At 66.0% G+C, this 17,694-nt stretch carries 15 protein-coding genes, 1 tRNA gene and 1 pseudogene; 4 read left to right on the top strand and 13 right to left on the bottom strand.

Annotation, left to right across the window (positions count from 1 at the left end; translation table 11 throughout):
• Window positions 1-91 precede the first annotated feature (91 nt).
• The 4 genes from HNR51_RS06765 to recQ all read right to left on the bottom strand — a co-directional run bounded on the left by HNR51_RS06765 (window position 92) and on the right by recQ (window position 6,539).
• The gene (locus HNR51_RS06765; protein ID WP_182554403.1) at window positions 92-1,276 is read right to left on the bottom strand and encodes a hydrolase; all 1,185 of its coding nucleotides are present in this window, start codon (window positions 1,274-1,276) and stop codon (window positions 92-94) included.
• Window positions 1,277-1,418: 142 nt separating this feature from the next.
• Window positions 1,419-3,602, bottom strand: a complete 2,184-nt coding sequence (gene recD2, locus HNR51_RS06760; RefSeq protein WP_182554402.1) for an SF1B family DNA helicase RecD2 — start codon at window positions 3,600-3,602, stop codon at window positions 1,419-1,421.
• A gap of 120 nt (window positions 3,603-3,722) precedes the next feature.
• On the bottom strand, window positions 3,723-4,409 hold the full coding sequence (locus HNR51_RS06755; RefSeq protein ID WP_182554401.1) for a trna delta -isopentenylpyrophosphate transferase: 687 nt from the start codon (window positions 4,407-4,409) through the stop codon (window positions 3,723-3,725).
• Window positions 4,410-4,691: 282 nt separating this feature from the next.
• Window positions 4,692-6,539 carry a DNA helicase RecQ gene (gene recQ, locus HNR51_RS06750; protein ID WP_182554400.1) on the bottom strand — a complete coding sequence of 616 codons (1,848 nt, stop codon included), beginning with the start codon at window positions 6,537-6,539 and terminating at the stop codon, window positions 4,692-4,694.
• 101 nt (window positions 6,540-6,640) lie between these two features.
• Between recQ and HNR51_RS06745 the strand changes: the two genes are divergently transcribed.
• Both HNR51_RS06745 and HNR51_RS06740 read left to right on the top strand, forming a co-directional pair.
• Complete coding sequence (locus HNR51_RS06745) at window positions 6,641-6,877, top strand: type II toxin-antitoxin system VapB family antitoxin (protein ID WP_152278985.1); 237 nt, start codon at window positions 6,641-6,643, stop codon at window positions 6,875-6,877.
• Entirely contained in the window at window positions 6,877-7,281 is a 405-nt protein-coding gene (locus HNR51_RS06740; protein ID WP_182554399.1) for a type II toxin-antitoxin system VapC family toxin, read from the top strand. The genes HNR51_RS06745 and HNR51_RS06740 overlap by 1 nt, the downstream gene beginning before the upstream one ends.
• A gap of 3 nt (window positions 7,282-7,284) precedes the next feature.
• Here HNR51_RS06740 and recF read toward each other — a convergent pair whose 3' ends face one another.
• The 4 genes from recF to rpsT all read right to left on the bottom strand — a co-directional run bounded on the left by recF (window position 7,285) and on the right by rpsT (window position 12,249).
• Window positions 7,285-8,439 (bottom strand): DNA replication/repair protein RecF, encoded by a 1,155-nt coding sequence (gene recF / locus HNR51_RS06735; protein ID WP_182554398.1) that lies wholly within the window; start codon window positions 8,437-8,439, stop codon window positions 7,285-7,287.
• 40 nt (window positions 8,440-8,479) lie between these two features.
• Window positions 8,480-9,601 carry a DNA polymerase III subunit beta gene (gene dnaN, locus HNR51_RS06730; RefSeq protein WP_141949593.1) on the bottom strand — a complete coding sequence of 374 codons (1,122 nt, stop codon included), beginning with the start codon at window positions 9,599-9,601 and terminating at the stop codon, window positions 8,480-8,482.
• Between the two features lie 179 nt (window positions 9,602-9,780).
• Window positions 9,781-11,286, bottom strand: a complete 1,506-nt coding sequence (gene dnaA / locus HNR51_RS06725; protein WP_012451963.1) for a chromosomal replication initiator protein DnaA — start codon at window positions 11,284-11,286, stop codon at window positions 9,781-9,783.
• A gap of 696 nt (window positions 11,287-11,982) precedes the next feature.
• Window positions 11,983-12,249: a 30S ribosomal protein S20 gene (gene rpsT, locus HNR51_RS06720; protein WP_012451962.1), complete on the bottom strand. Its 267-nt coding sequence runs from the start codon at window positions 12,247-12,249 to the stop codon at window positions 11,983-11,985.
• 284 nt (window positions 12,250-12,533) lie between these two features.
• On the opposite strand from rpsT, the gene HNR51_RS06715 reads away from it, so the two are divergent.
• Together HNR51_RS06715 and HNR51_RS06710 are read left to right on the top strand one after the other, a co-directional pair.
• Window positions 12,534-12,608: transfer RNA gene (locus HNR51_RS06715), tRNA-Thr, on the top strand.
• A gap of 218 nt (window positions 12,609-12,826) precedes the next feature.
• Entirely contained in the window at window positions 12,827-13,207 is a 381-nt protein-coding gene (locus HNR51_RS06710) for a hypothetical protein (RefSeq protein WP_182554397.1), read from the top strand.
• A 43-nt stretch (window positions 13,208-13,250) separates the two neighbouring features.
• Here HNR51_RS06710 and HNR51_RS26930 read toward each other — a convergent pair whose 3' ends face one another.
• The 5 genes and pseudogenes from HNR51_RS26930 to HNR51_RS06690 all read right to left on the bottom strand — a co-directional run bounded on the left by HNR51_RS26930 (window position 13,251) and on the right by HNR51_RS06690 (window position 17,685).
• Window positions 13,251-13,574, bottom strand: a complete 324-nt coding sequence (locus HNR51_RS26930; protein ID WP_373325210.1) for a hypothetical protein — start codon at window positions 13,572-13,574, stop codon at window positions 13,251-13,253.
• A gap of 375 nt (window positions 13,575-13,949) precedes the next feature.
• Window positions 13,950-14,895, bottom strand: a pseudogene (locus tag HNR51_RS06705) (IS630 family transposase).
• A 205-nt stretch (window positions 14,896-15,100) separates the two neighbouring features.
• Window positions 15,101-15,793 (bottom strand): hypothetical protein, encoded by a 693-nt coding sequence (locus HNR51_RS06700; protein WP_182554396.1) that lies wholly within the window; start codon window positions 15,791-15,793, stop codon window positions 15,101-15,103.
• A complete protein-coding gene (locus tag HNR51_RS06695) occupies window positions 15,790-17,109 on the bottom strand; it encodes an AAA family ATPase (protein ID WP_182554395.1) in 1,320 nt (439 codons plus the stop codon). Before HNR51_RS06695 ends, HNR51_RS06700 begins: the two co-directional genes overlap by 4 nt.
• Window positions 17,110-17,319: 210 nt before the next feature.
• Window positions 17,320-17,685 carry a hypothetical protein gene (locus tag HNR51_RS06690; protein ID WP_182554394.1) on the bottom strand — a complete coding sequence of 122 codons (366 nt, stop codon included), beginning with the start codon at window positions 17,683-17,685 and terminating at the stop codon, window positions 17,320-17,322.
• Window positions 17,686-17,694 lie beyond the last annotated feature (9 nt).

The raw sequence follows: 17,694 nt of genomic DNA, 5'->3' as shown, positions 1-17,694 counted from the left end.
TTTGTGCATCGCTCTAGTGCGGATCAGCCGCGGCTGCAAAGGGCGCACGCTCCCGCCATCCGATTGTGCACCATTCGATCCCGTGTTTCCCTCAGCCCAGCTCCTCGCCGGCCGGTGCAAGGCGGTGCGTGCGGCAGCGTTCCACCGCCGCGTGGACCGGCTCGGGCCCGGCGACGAAGGCAACGTAATCGAACGCGTCCCGGTCGCGGCTCGACATCAGAAGCTGGAAGTGCATGCGGAACAGGTTCCAGCGCCGCCGCGCCACGAGATCGGGCTCGATCAGATCCTCGATATCGACCCGCATCACCGCAAAGCGGCCTGAGGGCGGCGCCGGCAAGCCCGAGGCGCTGACAGGATCGCGCAGATGGATCGAGAGCCAGTCCCAATTGGCGCGGATGTCGAGCCATCCGATCGCGGTGTTCCGCCCGACCCGATCGAGCGAGCCGCGCGTCTCCTTTGCCAGCGGGTCGAGGGTGATCCAGGGGATGACGCTGCCGATGGTCACGAGGGTCACCGGCGTCCCCCGCCGGCCGAAGCCGGGATCGGCCTTCAGAATGCGGTCGAGGCACTCGAAGGCGAGGAAACTCGACGACGAATGGCCGATCACTACGATTTCGTTTGCCCGCCCCTCCGCCGCGCGGATGCGCTCCGCCCAAGGGCCGAGCCGCTCGCGCATGGCGGTCTCGCGGCCGGAGGCATGGTCGTGGGTGAAGGCGGTGTCGTCGACGAGATGGGCGACGTAGAGCGGCTTCCCCCGCGTCAGGTGCGTGATGAGGCTCAGGATCGCGTAGGCGAGGACCGGGACGAGGATCGCGTCGGCGAACCATGGCAATGCTGCGAGCGGCGTCAGCGTCACCGCCGCGACGGCGAGGCCGAGGCTCAGCAGGACGAAGAGCCAATAGAACTGGTGCACGCTGACGATGACCCGGTGGAAGCGCCGCGCCTCGCGCCGGAACGTCCGCAGATAGCCGGAGCGCCAGAGCCGCCACCACAAGCCCGGCAGGCTCGTCAGCCGGCGCAGATTCGAGCGGGGGAAGCGGTCGCGGACGATGTCGTCCCAGCGCAGGAGGCTGTAGCGTACCCGCGTCTCGACGCCGGCGACTTCGCTTGCGACGTCCCAATCGAGGCTGATCCCGTCGGCGGAACGGACCGCTTCGCCGACCGTGAGGGCCATGCCGCGCCGCTCCGCCGTGATGCGGCTCTCGCGGCGGAACAGGCCCCAATAGGTCTCGGGCTCGCGCGGATCGAAACCCGGCAGGTAGAAGACCTGCCGCACCGGCTGCGTGTCGTCGGGGTCAGAAATAGCGGGCCGCCGTTCTCGCGATGGGCGGGGCGCCTCGGCAAGCCGCCCCTTCGCCCGCTGCCTACACGATGCGGCGGGGCCGGGGCGAGGGCAAAACGCAACGGTGGCCCGCGGCTCAGGCGGTCTCGAGCCATTCCCGCAGCTTGGTCCAGCGCCGCCGCGCCGCGCCCTCGCGGATCGCCAAGCCGACCGCCCGGCGTTGACCCACGAGCACGACGAGGCGGCGCCCGCGGGTCACGCCGGTATAGAGGAGGTTGCGCGCGAGCATCGTGCGGTGCTGCGTGACCACCGGAATCACCACGGCCGGGTATTCCGACCCCTGCGCCTTGTGAATCGTCGTAGCGAAGGCCGGCACCAGCGTGTCGAGTTCGCCGAACGGGTAGATCACCGGCCGACCGTCGAAATCGACCACGAGCGCCTCCTCCTCCGCGTCGATGGCGCTCACCGTGCCGAGATCGCCGTTGAACACGTCGCGGTCGTAGTCGTTGCGGGTCTCCATCACCCGGTCGCCGGGGGCGAAGCGCCAGCCGAAGCGCTCCACCTGCGCCGGGGGGGAGGGATTCAACACGCGCTGGAGGGCGTGGTTGAGGTTGCGGCTGCCGAGCGAGCCGCGGATCATCGGCGTCAGCACTTGGATGTCGCGGGCCGGATCGAGGCCGAAGCGGCGCGGGATGCGGCGGGTCACGAGGTCGATCAGCGTCTCCACGCCCGCCTCGGCATCCTCGATCTCCACGAGGTAGAAGTCGCTCTCCTCCCCCTTCGGCGCCGTGACCGGCATGCGGCCGGTGTTGATGCTGTGGGCATTGACGACGATCCGGCTCTGCGCCGCCTGGCGGAAGATCTCGGTCAGGCGGGCCACAGGAACGCGGCCGGACGCGATCAGGTCGGCGAGCACCTGCCCGGGGCCGACGGAGGGCAGCTGATCGACGTCGCCGACGAGGATCAGGCCGGCCCTCTCCGGCACCGCCTTGAGCACGGCATGCATCAGCGGCACGTCGACCATCGAGGTCTCGTCGATGACGAGGAGATCGCAGTCGAGCGGGTTGTCCTCCCCGCGCTGAAAGCCGCCGTTGCGCGGGTCGACCTCCAGCAGGCGGTGGAGGGTGCGGGCCTCCAGCCCGGTCTGCTCGGCCATGCGCTTGGCGGCGCGTCCGGTGGGGGCGGCGAGCAGCACGCGCACGCCCTTGGCCGTGAGAATGCGCAGGATTGCGTCGAGGGTGGAGGTCTTTCCGACGCCGGGCCCGCCGGTGAGCACGCAGAGCTTCGAGCGCAGCACGAGCCCGACCGCCTCGGCCTGCGAGGCCGAGAGCGTCTTGCCGGTCTTCGCCTCGACCCAGGGGCGAGCGAGGGCGAAGTCGATCTCCGGCCAGGGCGGCGCTCCCGTCGCCCGCTCGGCCATCCGCATGGCGATGGCGCGCTCGGCGCCGTGCAGTCCCTTCAGGAACAGGCAGGGCTCCCCGCGCAGGGTATCGGCAACGACCTCGCGGCCCTCGCGCAGGACGAGCGCGGCCGCAACCCGGACGAGGTCGGGCGCCACTTCGAGGAGATCGGCGGCGAGCCGCACCAGCCTCTCGACGGGCAACCCGCAATGGCCCTCGTCCATCGCCTTCTGGAGGGCGTAGGATACGCCCGCGGCGAGCCGCTGCGGCGCGTCGCGGGCGAGGCCGAGGCGCAGCGCGATGGAATCCGCCGTGCGGAAGCCGATGCCGCGGATGTCGCGGGCGAGGCGGTACGGATCCTCCGCCATGACCTTCAGCGAATCCCCACCATAGGTGTGGAAGATGCGGGTCGCTCGCGCGGTGCCGACGCCGTGGGCGTGCAGGAAGATCATGATCTCCCGCACCGCCTTCTGCTCGGCCCAGCCCTTGACGATGCGGGCGGCGCGCTTGCGGCCGATGCCCTCGACCTCGGTGAGGCGGGCGGGCTCGGCCTCGATGATCTCGAACACCGCTTCGCCGAAGGCGGCGACGATGCGCTTGGCCATCATCGGGCCGATGCCGCGCATCTGCCCCGAGGCGAGATAACGTTCGATCCCCTCGATGCCGGTCGGCGGTGTGACCTGGAGCGTCTCGGCGCGGAACTGGAGGCCGTGCTCGCGATCCGTGGTCCAGCGGCCCGCCGCCGTCAGCCACTCGCCCGCGGCAATGGCCGGCGCATGGCCCACCACCGGCACGAGATCGCGCCGGCCGCGGGCATGGACCTTCAGGACGCAGAATCCCGTCTCGGCGCTGTGGAAAGTGACGCGCTCGACCGAGCCCGCCAACACGTCGAGGTCGGGTGGCCGCACCGGCGCGTTCATAGGCTCACCCCATCATGGTTTCGAAAGGACAAGTCCTTTCGCGGGTCCAGAGCAGAGCCCTGGTGAGCGCCGGCGCTCTGCCCCGAGACCCCGCCGAAGGGCTCGCCCTTCCGGATCCCGTTACGCGGCGCGGCTGCCGCGGCCGGCCTTCTTGGCCGGCGGCCAGCCAAGCGCCCGCAGGCGCGCCTTGGCGTAATCGCGCACCTCCTCGCGGGTGCCGTGCGGCATGGCGTTGAGGATGCCTTGCGTGCGCTCATCGAGCATCAGATCGGTGACCGCGTTGATCGATTCCGCCTCATCGATCAGGCGCTTGAGGTCGGCCTCCTGCTCGGTCACCTCGTCGAAAGCGGGCGAGGCGTCGAAATCCTCGTCCACGGCACGGATCGCCATGGGCTGGTTCTGGCGGAACTCGTCCGCCTCCTCCTCCGAATAGACGAGACCGTGCAGCTCAATCAGCTTGAGGATCACCCGGTCCTTCGCCCGCTTCTCGGCCATGGCATAGACGTAGGCCGCCTGACGCCCGGAGACGCGGTAGTTCACGTTCACCAGCGCCTCGCCGATCGACCACTCGATCCGCTCCTCGCCGGCCTTCTCGCCCGGCATGCGGCCGGTGACGAGAATCACCGCCTCGTCGCGCTCGCTGCGCAGCAGGGTCGGCGAGTCGAAGCGGATCTTCGTGTGGGCGGCAATCCGCTCCAGCGTCTTGTGGTAGATGACGGCGGTGCCCTGCACGCGCCAGACATTGCCCGCGAAGGGCTCACCGTAGCGCACGAGGATGTCGGCGATCTGCTTGTCGGCGGTTCTCATGGTTCGTCCCAAGGCTGTGGACAGGGCCCGTGAGCGGATGCGCGCCAGCTTCACCAGCGGCCTATGTTCCTGTTATGTTCTTCCTGTGGACAATATGTGGATAAGGCTTGCATGGCAAATCGCCGGTCCTGCGGCCGGCGGTCGCGGCGAGTCGTCGGACGTGTGATCGAGACGGTTCAGACCATATCCGGTCGATCCGTTCCGGGTCGCGGATTCGGTCCTCACACCTGGGTCGCGCGAGCTTGCTGACGCGGCCCCCGCTCGGATCGCGCGGCACCCCGTTCAACCGGTCTTCTTGGCGTCGGCCAGAAATTCGCTGATCGCATCGGTGAAACGCTGGCCATAGGCCTCGCGCTTGCGCTCGCCGACCCCGTGGACCGTGCGGAGCGCCCAGAGATCGACCGGCTTCGCACGCGCCATCTCGATCAGCGTCCGATCTGGAAACACCATGAAGGCGGCGATGCCCTCGGCCCGGGCGATGGTGGCCCGCAGGCCGCGCAGGTGCTGGAACAGGGCCTCGTCCGCCTCGTTCAGCGCGTTCGCCTCGTCGTCGCGGGCGACGGGGCGACGGCTCCTGGGTTCGGCCTTCTTCGGCTCGGGATCGGGGCGGACCTCGATGGTCTCGCGCCCGAACAGGATCGCCTCGCCCTTCTCGGTCATGACGAGGCCGCCATAGCCGTCGGTGTTCTCGGCCACGGCCCCCGCAGCGAAGAGCTGGCGCAGGAGGGCGCGCCACGCCGCGACGGGCTTGTCGGCGCCGACGCCGAAGGTCTTCAGCGCGGCGTGCCCGTTGCGGCGGATCGGTTCGCTCTCCTTGCCGTGCACGACGTCGCAGACATAGGCGGCGCCGAAGCGCTGGCCGGTGCGTACGATGGCCGAGAGCAGCTTCTGCGCCGCCACCGTGCCGTCGATGAGGGAGACGCCGCTGCGGCAGAGATCGCAGCGGCCACACCGCTCGCTCGCCTCGCCGAAATAGCCGAGCAGCGACTGGCGCCGACAAGCGGCGCCCTCGCAGAGCGCGATCATCGCCTCGAGCTTGCGCCGCTCCACACGGCGGCGCTCCTCCGAGATCTCCTTTTCGTCGATCTGGCGGCGGCGCAGCGCCATGTCGTCGAGGCCGTAGAGGGTCAGCGTGTCGGAGGGCAGCCCGTCGCGGCCGGCGCGACCGATCTCCTGATAGTAGCCCTCGATGTTGGTCGGCATGTCGGCGTGGCAGACGTAGCGCACGTCGGGCTTGTTGATGCCCATGCCGAAGGCGATCGTGGCGGTCATCACCACGCCGTCCTCCTGCAGGAAGGTGTCCTGGTTCCTCGCCCGCGTGCTCTGGTCGAGCCCGGCATGGTAGGGCAGGGCGTTGAAGCCGTCGCCCTTCAGGGTGTCGGCCAATTGCTCCACGCGCTTGCGCGACGAGCAGTAGATGATGCCGCTCTCGGCCCGCCGGTCGCGTAGGAAGCGCTCCAGCTGGCGGGTCGGGTTGTCCTTGGGCTGGAAGGTCAGCCGGATGTTCGGCCGGTCGAAGGAATGGACGAAGGTTCTCGGGGGCCGCCCCGCCGGGAACAGCCGCTCGGCGATCTCGGCCCGGGTCGCCGCGTCGGCGGTGGCGGTGAGGGCGAGCGTCTGCACATTGCCGAGCGCCTCGCGGGCGCGGGCGATCTCGCGGTATTCGGGGCGGAAGTCGTGGCCCCATTGCGAGACGCAATGCGCCTCGTCCACCGCGAGCCGCCGTACCCCGGCGCCGCGCAGCGCGTCCATGCAGCCGTCCATCAGGAGGCGTTCGGGCGAGACGAACAGGAGGCGCAGGTCGCCCGAGCGGATCTTGCGCCACGTCTCGCGGGAGGTGGCTTCGGCCACGGTCGAGTTGAGGGTCGCGGCCTCGATACCGAAGGCGTGCATCTGCTGCACCTGATCGTGCATCAGCGCGATCAGGGGCGAGACCACCACGGTCAGCCCGGCATCGACCAGGGCGGGCAGCTGGTAGGTCATCGACTTGCCCGAGCCCGTCGGCATCACCGCGAACACGTCCGCGCCGTCGAGCACGGCACCGATCACCTCGTCCTGACCGGGGCGGAAATCGTCGTAGCCGAAGGTCTTCTTCAGCGCGGCACGGGCCTCGTCGAGGCGAGCGGGCATGAGATCTCTGATGGCTTGAAATGAACGGTGGGAATGGAGCGACAGCTTGCGGCGAAGCGGGGCGGCACCTACCCTAGCCCAGTCCCGCGAGGCATGCAGCCATGTCCCTGACAATCGAAAGCGAGGAGATCGAGCTTCTGGCCGAAAGGCTGGCGGCGGTGACGCATGTCAATAAGGCGGAGGCGGTGCGTATGGCACTCTCCAACGAACTGCAACGGCGCGAAGCGTCGCTTCCACTGGCCGAGCGCATCAAGCCGCTTCTGGATCGCATCGACAGCTATCCCAGCACCGGCCTAGAGGCAGACAAGGCCTTCTTCGACAGCTTGAACGACGAGTGATGTTCGTCGATGCCTCTGCTCTGGTCGCAATCCTGACGCGAGAGGCCGGCTTCGAGGCCCTGACAGAGCAAATTGAGCAATCCAGCGAGCCGATCACGTCGGCCCTCGCGATTTTCGAGACCGCGACGGCCGTGTGCCGCAAGAAGCGGATTTCCATCGAGACGGCACAGCAGGACATTGGCGAGTTTATCAAAGCGGCGTCGATCGAGATTGTAGCGATCGAGCCCCGCGACGGCCACGCGGCGCTCATCGCCTTTGCCCGTTTCGGAAAAGGCCAGGGCCATCCCGCACAACTGAACATGGGCGACTGCTTCGCCTATGCCTGCGCGAGGACGCGCAACATTCCACTTCTCTTCGTCGGCAACGATTTTTCGCAAACGGACATCGCATCCGCGACGGCTTGAGACTCAGGTTGACGCGGGCAGAATCCGCCCGTCAGAAACACCGATCAGGTCGGCTCGCCCTTCCAATTCGGCGAACAGGGCCGGATCGGCGCCCGTCATCCAAACCTGGCCCTCCAGCGCTTCGAGCGCATCGAACAGCCCGCCACGGCGGCGCGGATCGAGATGGGCGGCGACTTCATCGAGGAGGATCAGGGGGGTGAGCCCGCTCATCGCGCGCACGAGGCGGGCATGGGCCAGAACGAGGCCGATCAGCAGCGCCTTCTGCTCGCCGGTCGAGGCGGTGGCGGCGGGCACGTCCTTGGGGCCATGGCGCACGAGAAGGTCGGTGGTTTGCGGCCCGATCAGGGTCCGCCCGGCCGCACGGTCCCGGTGGCGGCCCTGCATCAGCGCCCGGCGAAAACGGTCCTCCGCCTCCAAGGCCGGCCAGACCGCGACGAGGTCGTCGAGATCGCCCTCCAAGCGGATGGATGCCCAGGGGAAGGGCGCAGCGTCGTCCCGCGTCTCGGCAATCAGCCGGTCGAGCCGCTCCACGGTCTCGCGGCGGGCGAGGGCCACGGCGACGCCGAGCTCCGCCACCTCGCGCTCGACCGCGTCGAGCCAGCGGCCGTCATCCGGCCGCTCGTCCAGCAACCGGTTGCGCGAGCGCAGCGCCCGCTCCATCGCCGAGACACGGGCGCCGTGGCCGGCATCGACGGCCAGCACCAGCCGGTCGAGGAAGCGGCGCCGATCGCCGGCCGCGCCGCGGAAAAGCCCGTCGAAATCCGGCGTGAGCCAGACGATGCGCAGGAACTCCGAGAAGGCGACGGGGGAGGGGGCGGGGGCTCCGTCGATGCGGCAGACCCGGGTGCCGCGGCCGTCATAGCCCGGCGGCTCGTAGCCGGAGCCCAGCCGATGCTCGGCTTCCGCCGTCTCCAACGTCGCCGAGACGGCGAAGCCGCCGGGCCCGCCGACCCGCGCCATGGTCGCGAGATCCGCCCGGCGCAGGCCGCGACCCGGACAGAACAGCGAGACCGCCTCGAGGATGTTGGTCTTTCCCGCACCGTTCTCGCCGACCAGAGCCACGAAGCGGCGCGTCGTGGCCAGATCCAGATCGACGTGGTTGCGAAAATCGCGGGCGATCAGTCGGGTGAGGCGCGTGCCTCCCGGCAGGGTGTCCATCCGAGCGATATATCCGATCCGGCCGGAGCCGGAAGCGGACTCACACGCGCATCGGCATCAGAACGTAGAGGGCCGGCGCCCCGTCGCGATCCTGGATCAGCGTCGGCGAGCCGGGATCGGCGAGCTTGAACAGCGCCGTGTCGCCCTGGAGCTGCGCGGTGATGTCGAGGAGGTAGCGGGCATTGAAGCCGATATCGAGGGCGGAGGCCTCGTAATCGACGTCCAGCTCCTCGGTCGCCGAGCCGGCATCCGGGTTCGTGACCGAGAGGGCGAGCCGCCCCTCGGCCACGGCGAGCTTCACCGCGCGCCCACGCTCCGACGAGATCGTCGAGACGCGGTCCACCGCCTTGGCGAAGGCATCGCGCTCGACCGTCAGGCGCTTGTCGTTGCCGGTCGGGATGACCCGCTGGTAGTCGGGGAAGGTGCCGTCGATGAGCTTCGAGATCAGGGTCACGCCTCCGGCGAAGGTCAGGCGGATCTTGGCCGGCGACAGCTCGACCTGCACGCTCTCGCCGCCGTCGTCGACGAGCTTCTGGATCTCGGCGACCGCCTTGCGCGGCACGATGATGCCCGGCATGCCGCGGCTTCCCTCGGGCGCGTCGGTCTCGACCCGTGCCAGCCGGTGTCCGTCGGTGGCCACCGCACGCAGCTTCAGCGCGCCCTCCACCTCGACGGTGTGGAAGTAGATGCCGTTGAGATAGTAGCGCGTCTCCTCGGTCGAGATCGCGAACTGGGTCTTTTCGATCAGCTGCTTCAGCTCGGAGGCCGGGATCGAGAACGAATGCGGCAACTCGCCCGCGGCGAGATCGGGGAAATCGCCCTCGGGAAGGGCGCCCAGCGCGAAGCGCGAGCGGCCGGAGCGGATCGTCATCTGCCCCGTCTCGCCGGAGGTCTCCAGGGAGACCTGCGCGCCCTCGGGCAGCTTGCGGACGATGTCGTAGATGACGTGGGCCGGTACGGTGGTGGCACCGGCATCGAGCACGTCGGCGGCGACCGTCTCGGTCACCTCGATGTCGAGGTCGGTCGCCTTCAGCTGCAGGCCGTTCTCGCCCGTGCGCAGCAGGACGTTGGAGAGGATCGGGATCGTGTTGCGCCGCTCCACGACCCGGTGCACGTGGCCGAGCGATCTCAGGAGGGCCGCGCGCTCGACTGTGACTCTCATCGGAAAACCCGTCGTCTCTTGAACAAAGGCCCCGTCCGCTCGCGGTCCGGCCCGGGCACGGGAGCGGAACGGGGCTGGGCAGCTTGGCGAAGCGCCCCCCCGAAGGCAAGGGCGCCGCGGGCTCTGTCCCGCGCGCAAGCGGGGAGGTGGGCGGAGCCGCGTCGGCCCCGCCGTCACGCTCAATCCTGCAGCATGCGCTTCAGCAGCTCGACCTCGTCGCCGAGCACCGCGTCCTCGCCGATCTGCTTCTCGATCTTGCGCACCGCGTGCAGCACCGTGGTGTGATCGCGCCCGCCGAAGCGGCGGCCGATTTCGGGAAGCGAACGCAGCGTCAGCACCTTCGACAGATACATCGCGATCTGGCGCGGCTTCACCACGGCGGCGGTGCGACGCTCGGACAGGATGTCGGAGCGCGAGACGTTGTAGCGCGAGGCCACCAGCTTCTGGATGTCCTCGATCTTCACCCGCTTCGGCTCGCGGTTCTTCACGAGGTCGCGGATCGCGGTCTCGGCGGTCTCGACGGTGACCGGCGCGCCGGTCAGCGTGGCATGGGCCAGCAGCCGGTTCACCGCGCCTTCGAGATCGCGGCCGTTGGCGGTGATCGCCCGGGCCACGTAGGCCGAGACGGCCGGCGAAACCTCGAAATTCGGGTGGCTCTGCCGCACGGCGTCGAGGCGGGCGGAGAGGATCGAGGCGCGCAGGCCCTCGTCGAGGCCGCCGATCTCGACGACGAGACCACCGGCCAGACGCGAGCGCACGCGCTCGTCGAGCGCCTCCAGCTCCGTCGGCGGACGGTCGGAGGCGACCACGACCTGACGGCCCGAATCGATCAGGGCGTTGAGGGTGTGACCGAACTCGGTCTGGATCGACTTGCCCTGGATGAACTGCACGTCGTCGAGGATCAGCAGGTCGATGGCCCGCAGCCGCTCCTTGAAGGCCAGAGCGCTCTGCGTCTTCAGGGCGTTGACGAAGCCATACATGAAGCGGTCGGCGGTGAGATAGATCACCCGGCGCCCGGCCTCACGGGCGGCATGGCCGGCGGCGTGCAGCAGGTGCGTCTTGCCGAGGCCGACGCCGGCATGGACGTAGAGCGGATTGTAGAGGGCGCCATCGCCGTCGCTGCGGGCGATCCGCTCGGCAGCGGCATGAGCGAGCGCGTTGGAGCGGCCGACCACGAAGCTCGCGAAGGTGAGTCGCGCATCGAGCGGAGCACCGTTGAGATCGACCGAGCCCGATTCGCCACGCGGCGCGGCGATCTCGGTCTCCACCATCGGGCCGGGGCCCTGAAGCGCGGCGGGGGTCGCCGTCGCGTGGAGCCGGGTCAGCGGCCCGCTCGTCGGATTCGGTTTCGTCTGCGTCCCGGCGCTCGGCCGCGCCGGAGCGGAGGCACCGCGCACGCCGACTTCGATGCGGCTCACGCCGTCAGCCTCGGCCCGGAAGGTCGTCAGAACCCGGTCGAGATAGTGCGATTCGATCCAGCTCTTGAGGAATCGGGTCGGCACGGTGAGTCGGGCGACGCCGCCCTCCACATCCTCCAGTTCGAGGCGGGCGAACCAGCTCGCGAACACGTCCTCGCCGAGCTCCGCCCGCAGCCGCCGTTTCACCCGCGTCCAGGCCGCGGGGATGTCGGTGTTCCCCCTGCCGTTTCCGCCATCGCCGTCCGCCATGCTGCCGTCGAGGTGCATCACCGTGTCTCCTCGCATCCTCCCCCGGCGGACCGGAAGGGACGCGTACGCATACGCCACACGAGAGAGGCGCCGCCCGAGTCGGGCGGTGCCGAGAAGGCCTCCGGCGCTGTCAAGAGCAGCGCCGCCGGCCGCCGCTAAAGATGGCTGTGTATCAACAATCCTCTATCGTTCTCCTAACAACGGGACGATCGGGGAAAACATCTGCGCCGCCGTCGAGTCGTCGCCCTGGGGCCAAAGAGTCGAAGGGCTGCCCGCAACTTGGGGACGACTCGGGCAGCGCCGGTGCTGACCTTGTAGAGACGCCCGCTCGGCAACGTTTTGTTAAGCTACACGGGAGCGGCGGCAGCAGGCAACGAAAAGCACTGGAGACTTGGTTAATGAAGTCCGACCAGGGCCGCGCAGGGCCTGAGCAAGAGGCGGTTCGGGATAACGCGGCGCGATCTGTGGAGAAGAACGACGAGTCGGTGCAAAACCGAGCCGCATGGTCGAGCCCCTCACCGTCGCAAGCGGTTCTGGCCGGCGGTGGTCGCTGGCAGCGCAATCGGGGCGTCACGGTCGCGGTCGTCGATCGCCCTGAGTCGCGCAGCGATCGGACACGAAAAAAGCCCGGTCGCAGGACCGGGCTCGATTCGTCATCATGTCGATCGGCTCTCCAGCGCCTTCCTGTGAAGGCGGGGAGCCGTCAGGCGCCGCTCAGGCGGCGATCGCCTTCACGCGGGCGGCCAGGCGAGAGACCTTCCGCGAGGCGTTGTTCTTGTGAACGATGCCGTGCTGGGCAGCGCGCATGATCTCCGGCTCGGCGACGCGAAGGGCAGCGAGGGCCTGGCCCTGATCGCCGGTGGCAATCGCCTCCTCGACCTTGCGAACGAAGGTGCGCATCCGGGAGCGGCGCGAGCGGTTGATCGCCGTGCGCTTGGCGATCTTGCGGGTCATCTTCTTGGCCGACACGGTGTTGGCCATGGGGCATCCTCGTCTGGTCGTGGCGGCAACGACCCAGCTCCGGAGCGTCCGGTGTCGGTCAGCGCAGCCTGATGATAAGCAAAGGCGAAACGACCGGGCGCAATGCTGCGGCCGGACGTGGAGGCCGCTCTATAGCGATGCCCCCCTGATCCGTCAACAAATCGTCACGCCGGGGCCTCTTCGACCCTTTCCTGCAATTTGTTCGACGGAAGAGCGTTGCCAAGCCAAATCCGATCGGCTAATGCCGCGTCCAGTTCGGCGGCGGCACCGCCCCCCGACACCGCGCTGCGGTAGCTCAGTGGTAGAGCACCTCATTGGTAATGAGGAGGTCGAGAGTTCAATCCTCTCTCGCAGCACCATTCCCTTCAGGGACTTAGCCCCCAAAATCGAGAACGCTGCACCCCAGCCCAACGAGTTGGGTCGCACTGGGGGTGCACTGGCGCATGCTGCTCCCCAAGCTCGCACGTCCGGTCGTTGGAATGCGCCTGGCCCGAGACAGAGAGCATTTGAACGATCCCCTTCGCCTACGCTTAATCGGCATTCGGCATGCTGCTCTCGACCGTCGCGGGAGTGAAACATGCGTGGTGCTGTCGTGCTTGGGATCGCGATCCTCTCAGCCGCAAGCTGGCACAGCGCTGCCGAAGCCAGGGGAGGGCGGGGCGGCGGCGGTTACGGGGTCGGGACGGTTGTCCGCGTCGGTGGCTATGTGAACAGCCGGGGCACCTACGTGGCGCCTCACTACCGCACCAAGGCAGACGGCATCCTCAGCAACAATCTGTCCTACCGGGGCGGCAGTAGCAGCTACACCTATCGGGGCTCCGTGCCCGTAGCCTCGGCGGATCCGTTGGACGTGCCTGCCGCGACGGTGGCCTCTCTGTCGCAACCGACCGCACCGAGGGTGAAGATGCCTTGGTGCTCAGATGGCACCATCATCAGCGGCTTCTGCGTCCTGAATTGACGCGTGACGCCGCGTTTATACGCGGCGCCCGCGGGTTCGAAGATCAGCGGGTTGGAGCGCTCGTGCCCGCCCCCTTCGATCGCGGTGAGGAACCGGAACCCGCGTCGTTCGCTCCCGTGCTGTTCCCGGTGCCGGAACGACTTCCGCCGCCTGTCGTGGGCCCGCTTCCGGCCGCACCCGGCGAGGCTCCCGAGCCGGCATCGTTCGGACCGGTGCTGTTGGCGGTACCGGAGCGGCTTGTTCCTGACGCTCCCGATCCGCCTTCGGCCGCCAGGACGGCGGGTGGGAGGAGAAGCAAAGCGGTTAGAGCGAGGGCAGGGTATCCTTCGACTGTTGGCCAACTTGCCGCCTGATAACCCCAGCAAATCACCACCTGTTCCAAAATGTCGCAGCCGGCTGGGCCTGACGGCGCGCAAGCACCCTGGCTGTGACTAGGGATTGATATAAGCGTCAGACAGCCGATCTCGCGGGGTAACTGGCGCAGCCTTCACCGCCATCGCTCCGGGCGCAGCGAGTTACCTCTTTCTTCGTGTCATCCCGCAGCGGACGCCGAAGCCTCATCGCCTCATCGGCGGGTGCCTCCAGCCACGTAGCTCACACCTTGTTGCTGGTGAGCAAAACCGGCATCACCTTTGGACGCACCGGCCCGACCACACCCTTGCCCGGACACGTGAGGAACGAGAAAAGTAGGTAGTCCCCCCAAGAACGGCTCCATTTCTCTGCTCCTTAGAGCGGCATCCGATCAGGTTGCATCGTAGCCAGGGGCGGCGAGGTAAGCTCGGCACTCGGCCGGCGCGAAGCGGGACAGCTTGCGTCGGATGGCGTCCCAGAGGTCCGGGATGGTCCGCGCCGCCGCGCTGCGCAGCAGCGCCTTCAGCTTGGCGAAGGCCATCTCGATCGGGTTGAAGTCGGGGCTGTAGGCCGGGAGGTAGAGCAGCCGGGCTCCCACGGCCTCGATGCGCTCGCGGACGCCGCTGACCTTGTGGGCCGGCAGGTTGTCGAGCACGACGGTGTCGCCGGCCTTGAGGGTTGGGGCGAGCACGTCGGCCACATAGGTGCGGAAGGACTGCCCGTTCATCGCACCGTCGAGCAGCCACGGTGCGGTGATGCCGTTGCTGCGCAAGGCCGCCGTGACGGTGGTGGTCTTCCAGTGGCCCTGGGGCACGCTCATCCGACAGCGCTCGCCGCGCGGAGCCCGCCCGTTGCGGCGGGCCATGGCGGTGTTGGCGGCCGTCTCATCGATGAACACGAGGCCATCCGGCTGGAGGTCGAGCTGGCCCTCGAACCACGCCTCGCGCGCAGCCCTCACGTCCGGCCGGTCTTGCTAGGCCGCGTGGCCCCTGCTTTTTTTCGCGAGATCCCATGGCGCTTGAAGAAGCGCGAGAGGCTGCTCTGAGCCACGCTGACGCCGCGCTCGGCCAGGGCCGCACGGAGTTCATGCAGGTAGATGCCAGGCTGCGCCTCGTAGAGCGACAGGATCAGGTCGGTCTGCGTCTCGATCCGGTGCGAGCGTTGATCTCCGCCCATCGGCTTGGGCGCGACGTGGCCCTCCCGGGCGCATTGCCCACACCAGCGGCTGGCGCTCGCCAGACTGACCCCAAGCGTTCAGCCGCTTGGTGCCGGGACGCCCAAGCCTCAACGGCATGGATCACGCGCTCTCGCAGATCGACGGACAAGGCTGAGGACATCGGCGCTCTCCTTCACCGACCAACCTCATCACCCTGCCAGCCGTTTCAGCGCGCTCGGATGCCGCTCTCGTCCAGTCCAGGACCGCCAGCAGGACGAGGCAACGTTGCGCACGTTTGTGATTGGCCAGCCGCATGTCCAAGGCGAAAAAGGCTATATATTTTTAAAGCATATGCCGAGAATTAGGCGACCATCTATTACTTGAAGTTAGGGCTTAATGCCGAGGCAGTTCTCAAGTTCATCAGCAAAATCCGCAAGACTGACTGGACACCTTTTCCTCATTTTGTCGAGTGAGCTGAGTTCACAAACCCGCATGCGCGTTTCACGGCCATCTTCAGCATCAGCACTTAACGCAACGCGAGAAAATGCGTGCTTTGGATGATTGCCTTTAGGGTCGTCGCGATTGCCCCAAAGCTCTTCCGGGCTTTGAGTAGGGAGGATGGTTTTGTCTTTTAGGCCCAACTGAGCCCATGCATCACCATCGCTAAGAAGCCAACTCTCGGAGGCGCTACGTGGAACACACGGAACACCTTCAACCTCATTGACTATAAGTCCAAAGCCGTCAGCAATTTCTTTGACTTTTTTCTTCCGCTCTTTGTCATCATTACTATCGGCGTCGGTCATGAATATGACTACATCACATCCTTCCGTTGACGCGATCAATCTTGCAATAGCTGCCTTATCACTGTGCCCGTGAGGGATTGGCTTCAACGCGGCGGGTCTCCGCGTGAGAAACAGTTCCCGCAGTTGTTTCGTTTTGAAAGTAATATTGGGTCCAGAAATTTTTCGGACGAGCGGCTGCATCCATCCTTCTACATACGTATGTTCGCCTGTTTTCTTGTCCCAATCCTTATTTCCAATATCGTGAGGACCTTCGCCGCACAGTAAAACGGCTGTCATTTTCCCTCCAGAAACAAAGAGACCCTTTCCGCTTCTCCTTCAGGCCGAACAGACTTCGACCTCAACTCGTAAGTCTGCCGAACTGCCTTGGAGACAGTTTCGAGGCTAGCGTTAGCCCATATCTCGCCGACACCGAAATAGTCTGCACCTTTGAGAAACAGATCCATCTCGTCCGACTTGGCAACGATGGTCTGACCATCTTCGCGGCGTGCAACGAAACAAACCTGGTCCCGGTCGAAGAAATTCACGAGGTACGGAGAATGGGAGGTCATTATGAATTGGCACTTTGATGCGCCTGATATGAACTTTATCAGTTCAGGCAGGATATGCGGTTCGATCCCGTCTTCAACTTCGTCGAGCAGCACGATGCTTACATTTTCATCGAATTCGGGAATAGCACACAAAGCCAAAATGCGCATAAAACCATCACTCATATGCACCGGACTTATCCGAGCAATATTCGAGTAACTTTCCAGTATTCTCATGTCGATCCAGCCGGCGTTTTTGCGGATAGCCTCCAGATCAGCAATTGGATAAAATTGAGAAACACGCTTCACCAACTCCGCGCGTTTTGCTATAGGTAGTGCTGCTATAAAGCTCGCGAGGCGTTCACCTCGTGCACCGATGTCTTTTGGGCGGCCTCTGATCCCTCTGCGCATCGCAGCTGGACTTAACAGCTCAAGAGAAACGATGCCGTCCGCCCAATGCTTGACTTCATTTAATATTTCAATATCCCTGCCTTCAGCCAAGCGATTGGCAGGAAGGATCGACAGTATCGATCCCGGCAGGCGCAAGTCTTCGATCCTGAGCGGCGTATCAGCATCACTCGAAGAGGAACGGCTAGGTCTTGCATAGTTTACAATCTGTGTGAGCTTGTCCTCACCAGCATACTTAGCCCAAATTTTTTCATTTAATACAGTATTGGCAGTGTGACTCCAACCAAATTCCCAAAAAATGTCGGCTTGTTCGCACGACAGATGATAAGTAATTTGCAAGTTTTTAGGAGTGGCAAGGCGCAACGGAGCAGACCTGCCCGGCGCACGTACAGTACGAAGTGCTATGCGGGGCCTTGTATCCGAAGGTTGCCATCCACGCTCAGTGTAGTATTCACCAATTCTATGGTTGATAAATGATCGCGTAAAAGACAGCGCTTGCAACAGCGTGCTTTTTCCAGCTCCATTGACCCCTATCAAAAACATCAGATCGCGCGGAACAGCTACATCAAGCTCGTTCAGCGATTTGAAGCCATCGATTTCGAACCGGCGAAGTTTCAACTCATAATCTCGTTCAGCGCCAAGCCGCATGACCTTGATCATACGATCATTAAGAAAAGCTCGTGGCAGTCCCGCCTACCACATTTGTCCCCTCTCGCTGAAGCCCTTTCCAGGCCTTTTCAACGAGGATGCTCCTTAGATACACACACATCCGATATGAGGGCATCGTGCTGGCCTTGCAGCCATTTTTGAACGAGTTCAACGGTTCCGATCATGCTCGGTGTCCCATCACACGTGCTCCCCGTACCCGTATTAGGTTGAGCACGTCAGCATGGCTGCTCGCAGGACCGTCATAGAAGATGGGTTGTCGCGCCCAGCTTGCAGCACCGCGACGACCACCTCCTGGCGGCGAACCGTGTCGTTGAAGTCCGACAAGTCGACGCCGCACGCCTCTGAAGCACCGCACAGCAGCGCAGACCGGTGCGCGTCGCCTTCCCACTCGCCGATGACGCGCTCCAGCGCGCCCTCCAATGACCAGGCGATGGCTTCCGGGCTGTCAGCCGGCACCGAGCGCCCGGCGGCGTCCTCGGCAACGCCGTCGCGGATCCAGGCACCAGGGACGGCATAGTGCGCCAGGAGAGCGTCCAGCACGTCGGCAACGGTCTTGGGCTCGGTCATGTCGGGGCT

The organism is Methylorubrum thiocyanatum (assembly GCA_014138645.1).
GTDB classification, from domain to species: domain Bacteria; phylum Pseudomonadota; class Alphaproteobacteria; order Rhizobiales; family Beijerinckiaceae; genus Methylobacterium; species Methylobacterium thiocyanatum.
Note: the sequence above shows the minus strand (reverse complement) of the source record. Positions and strands in the feature narration are given on the sequence as shown.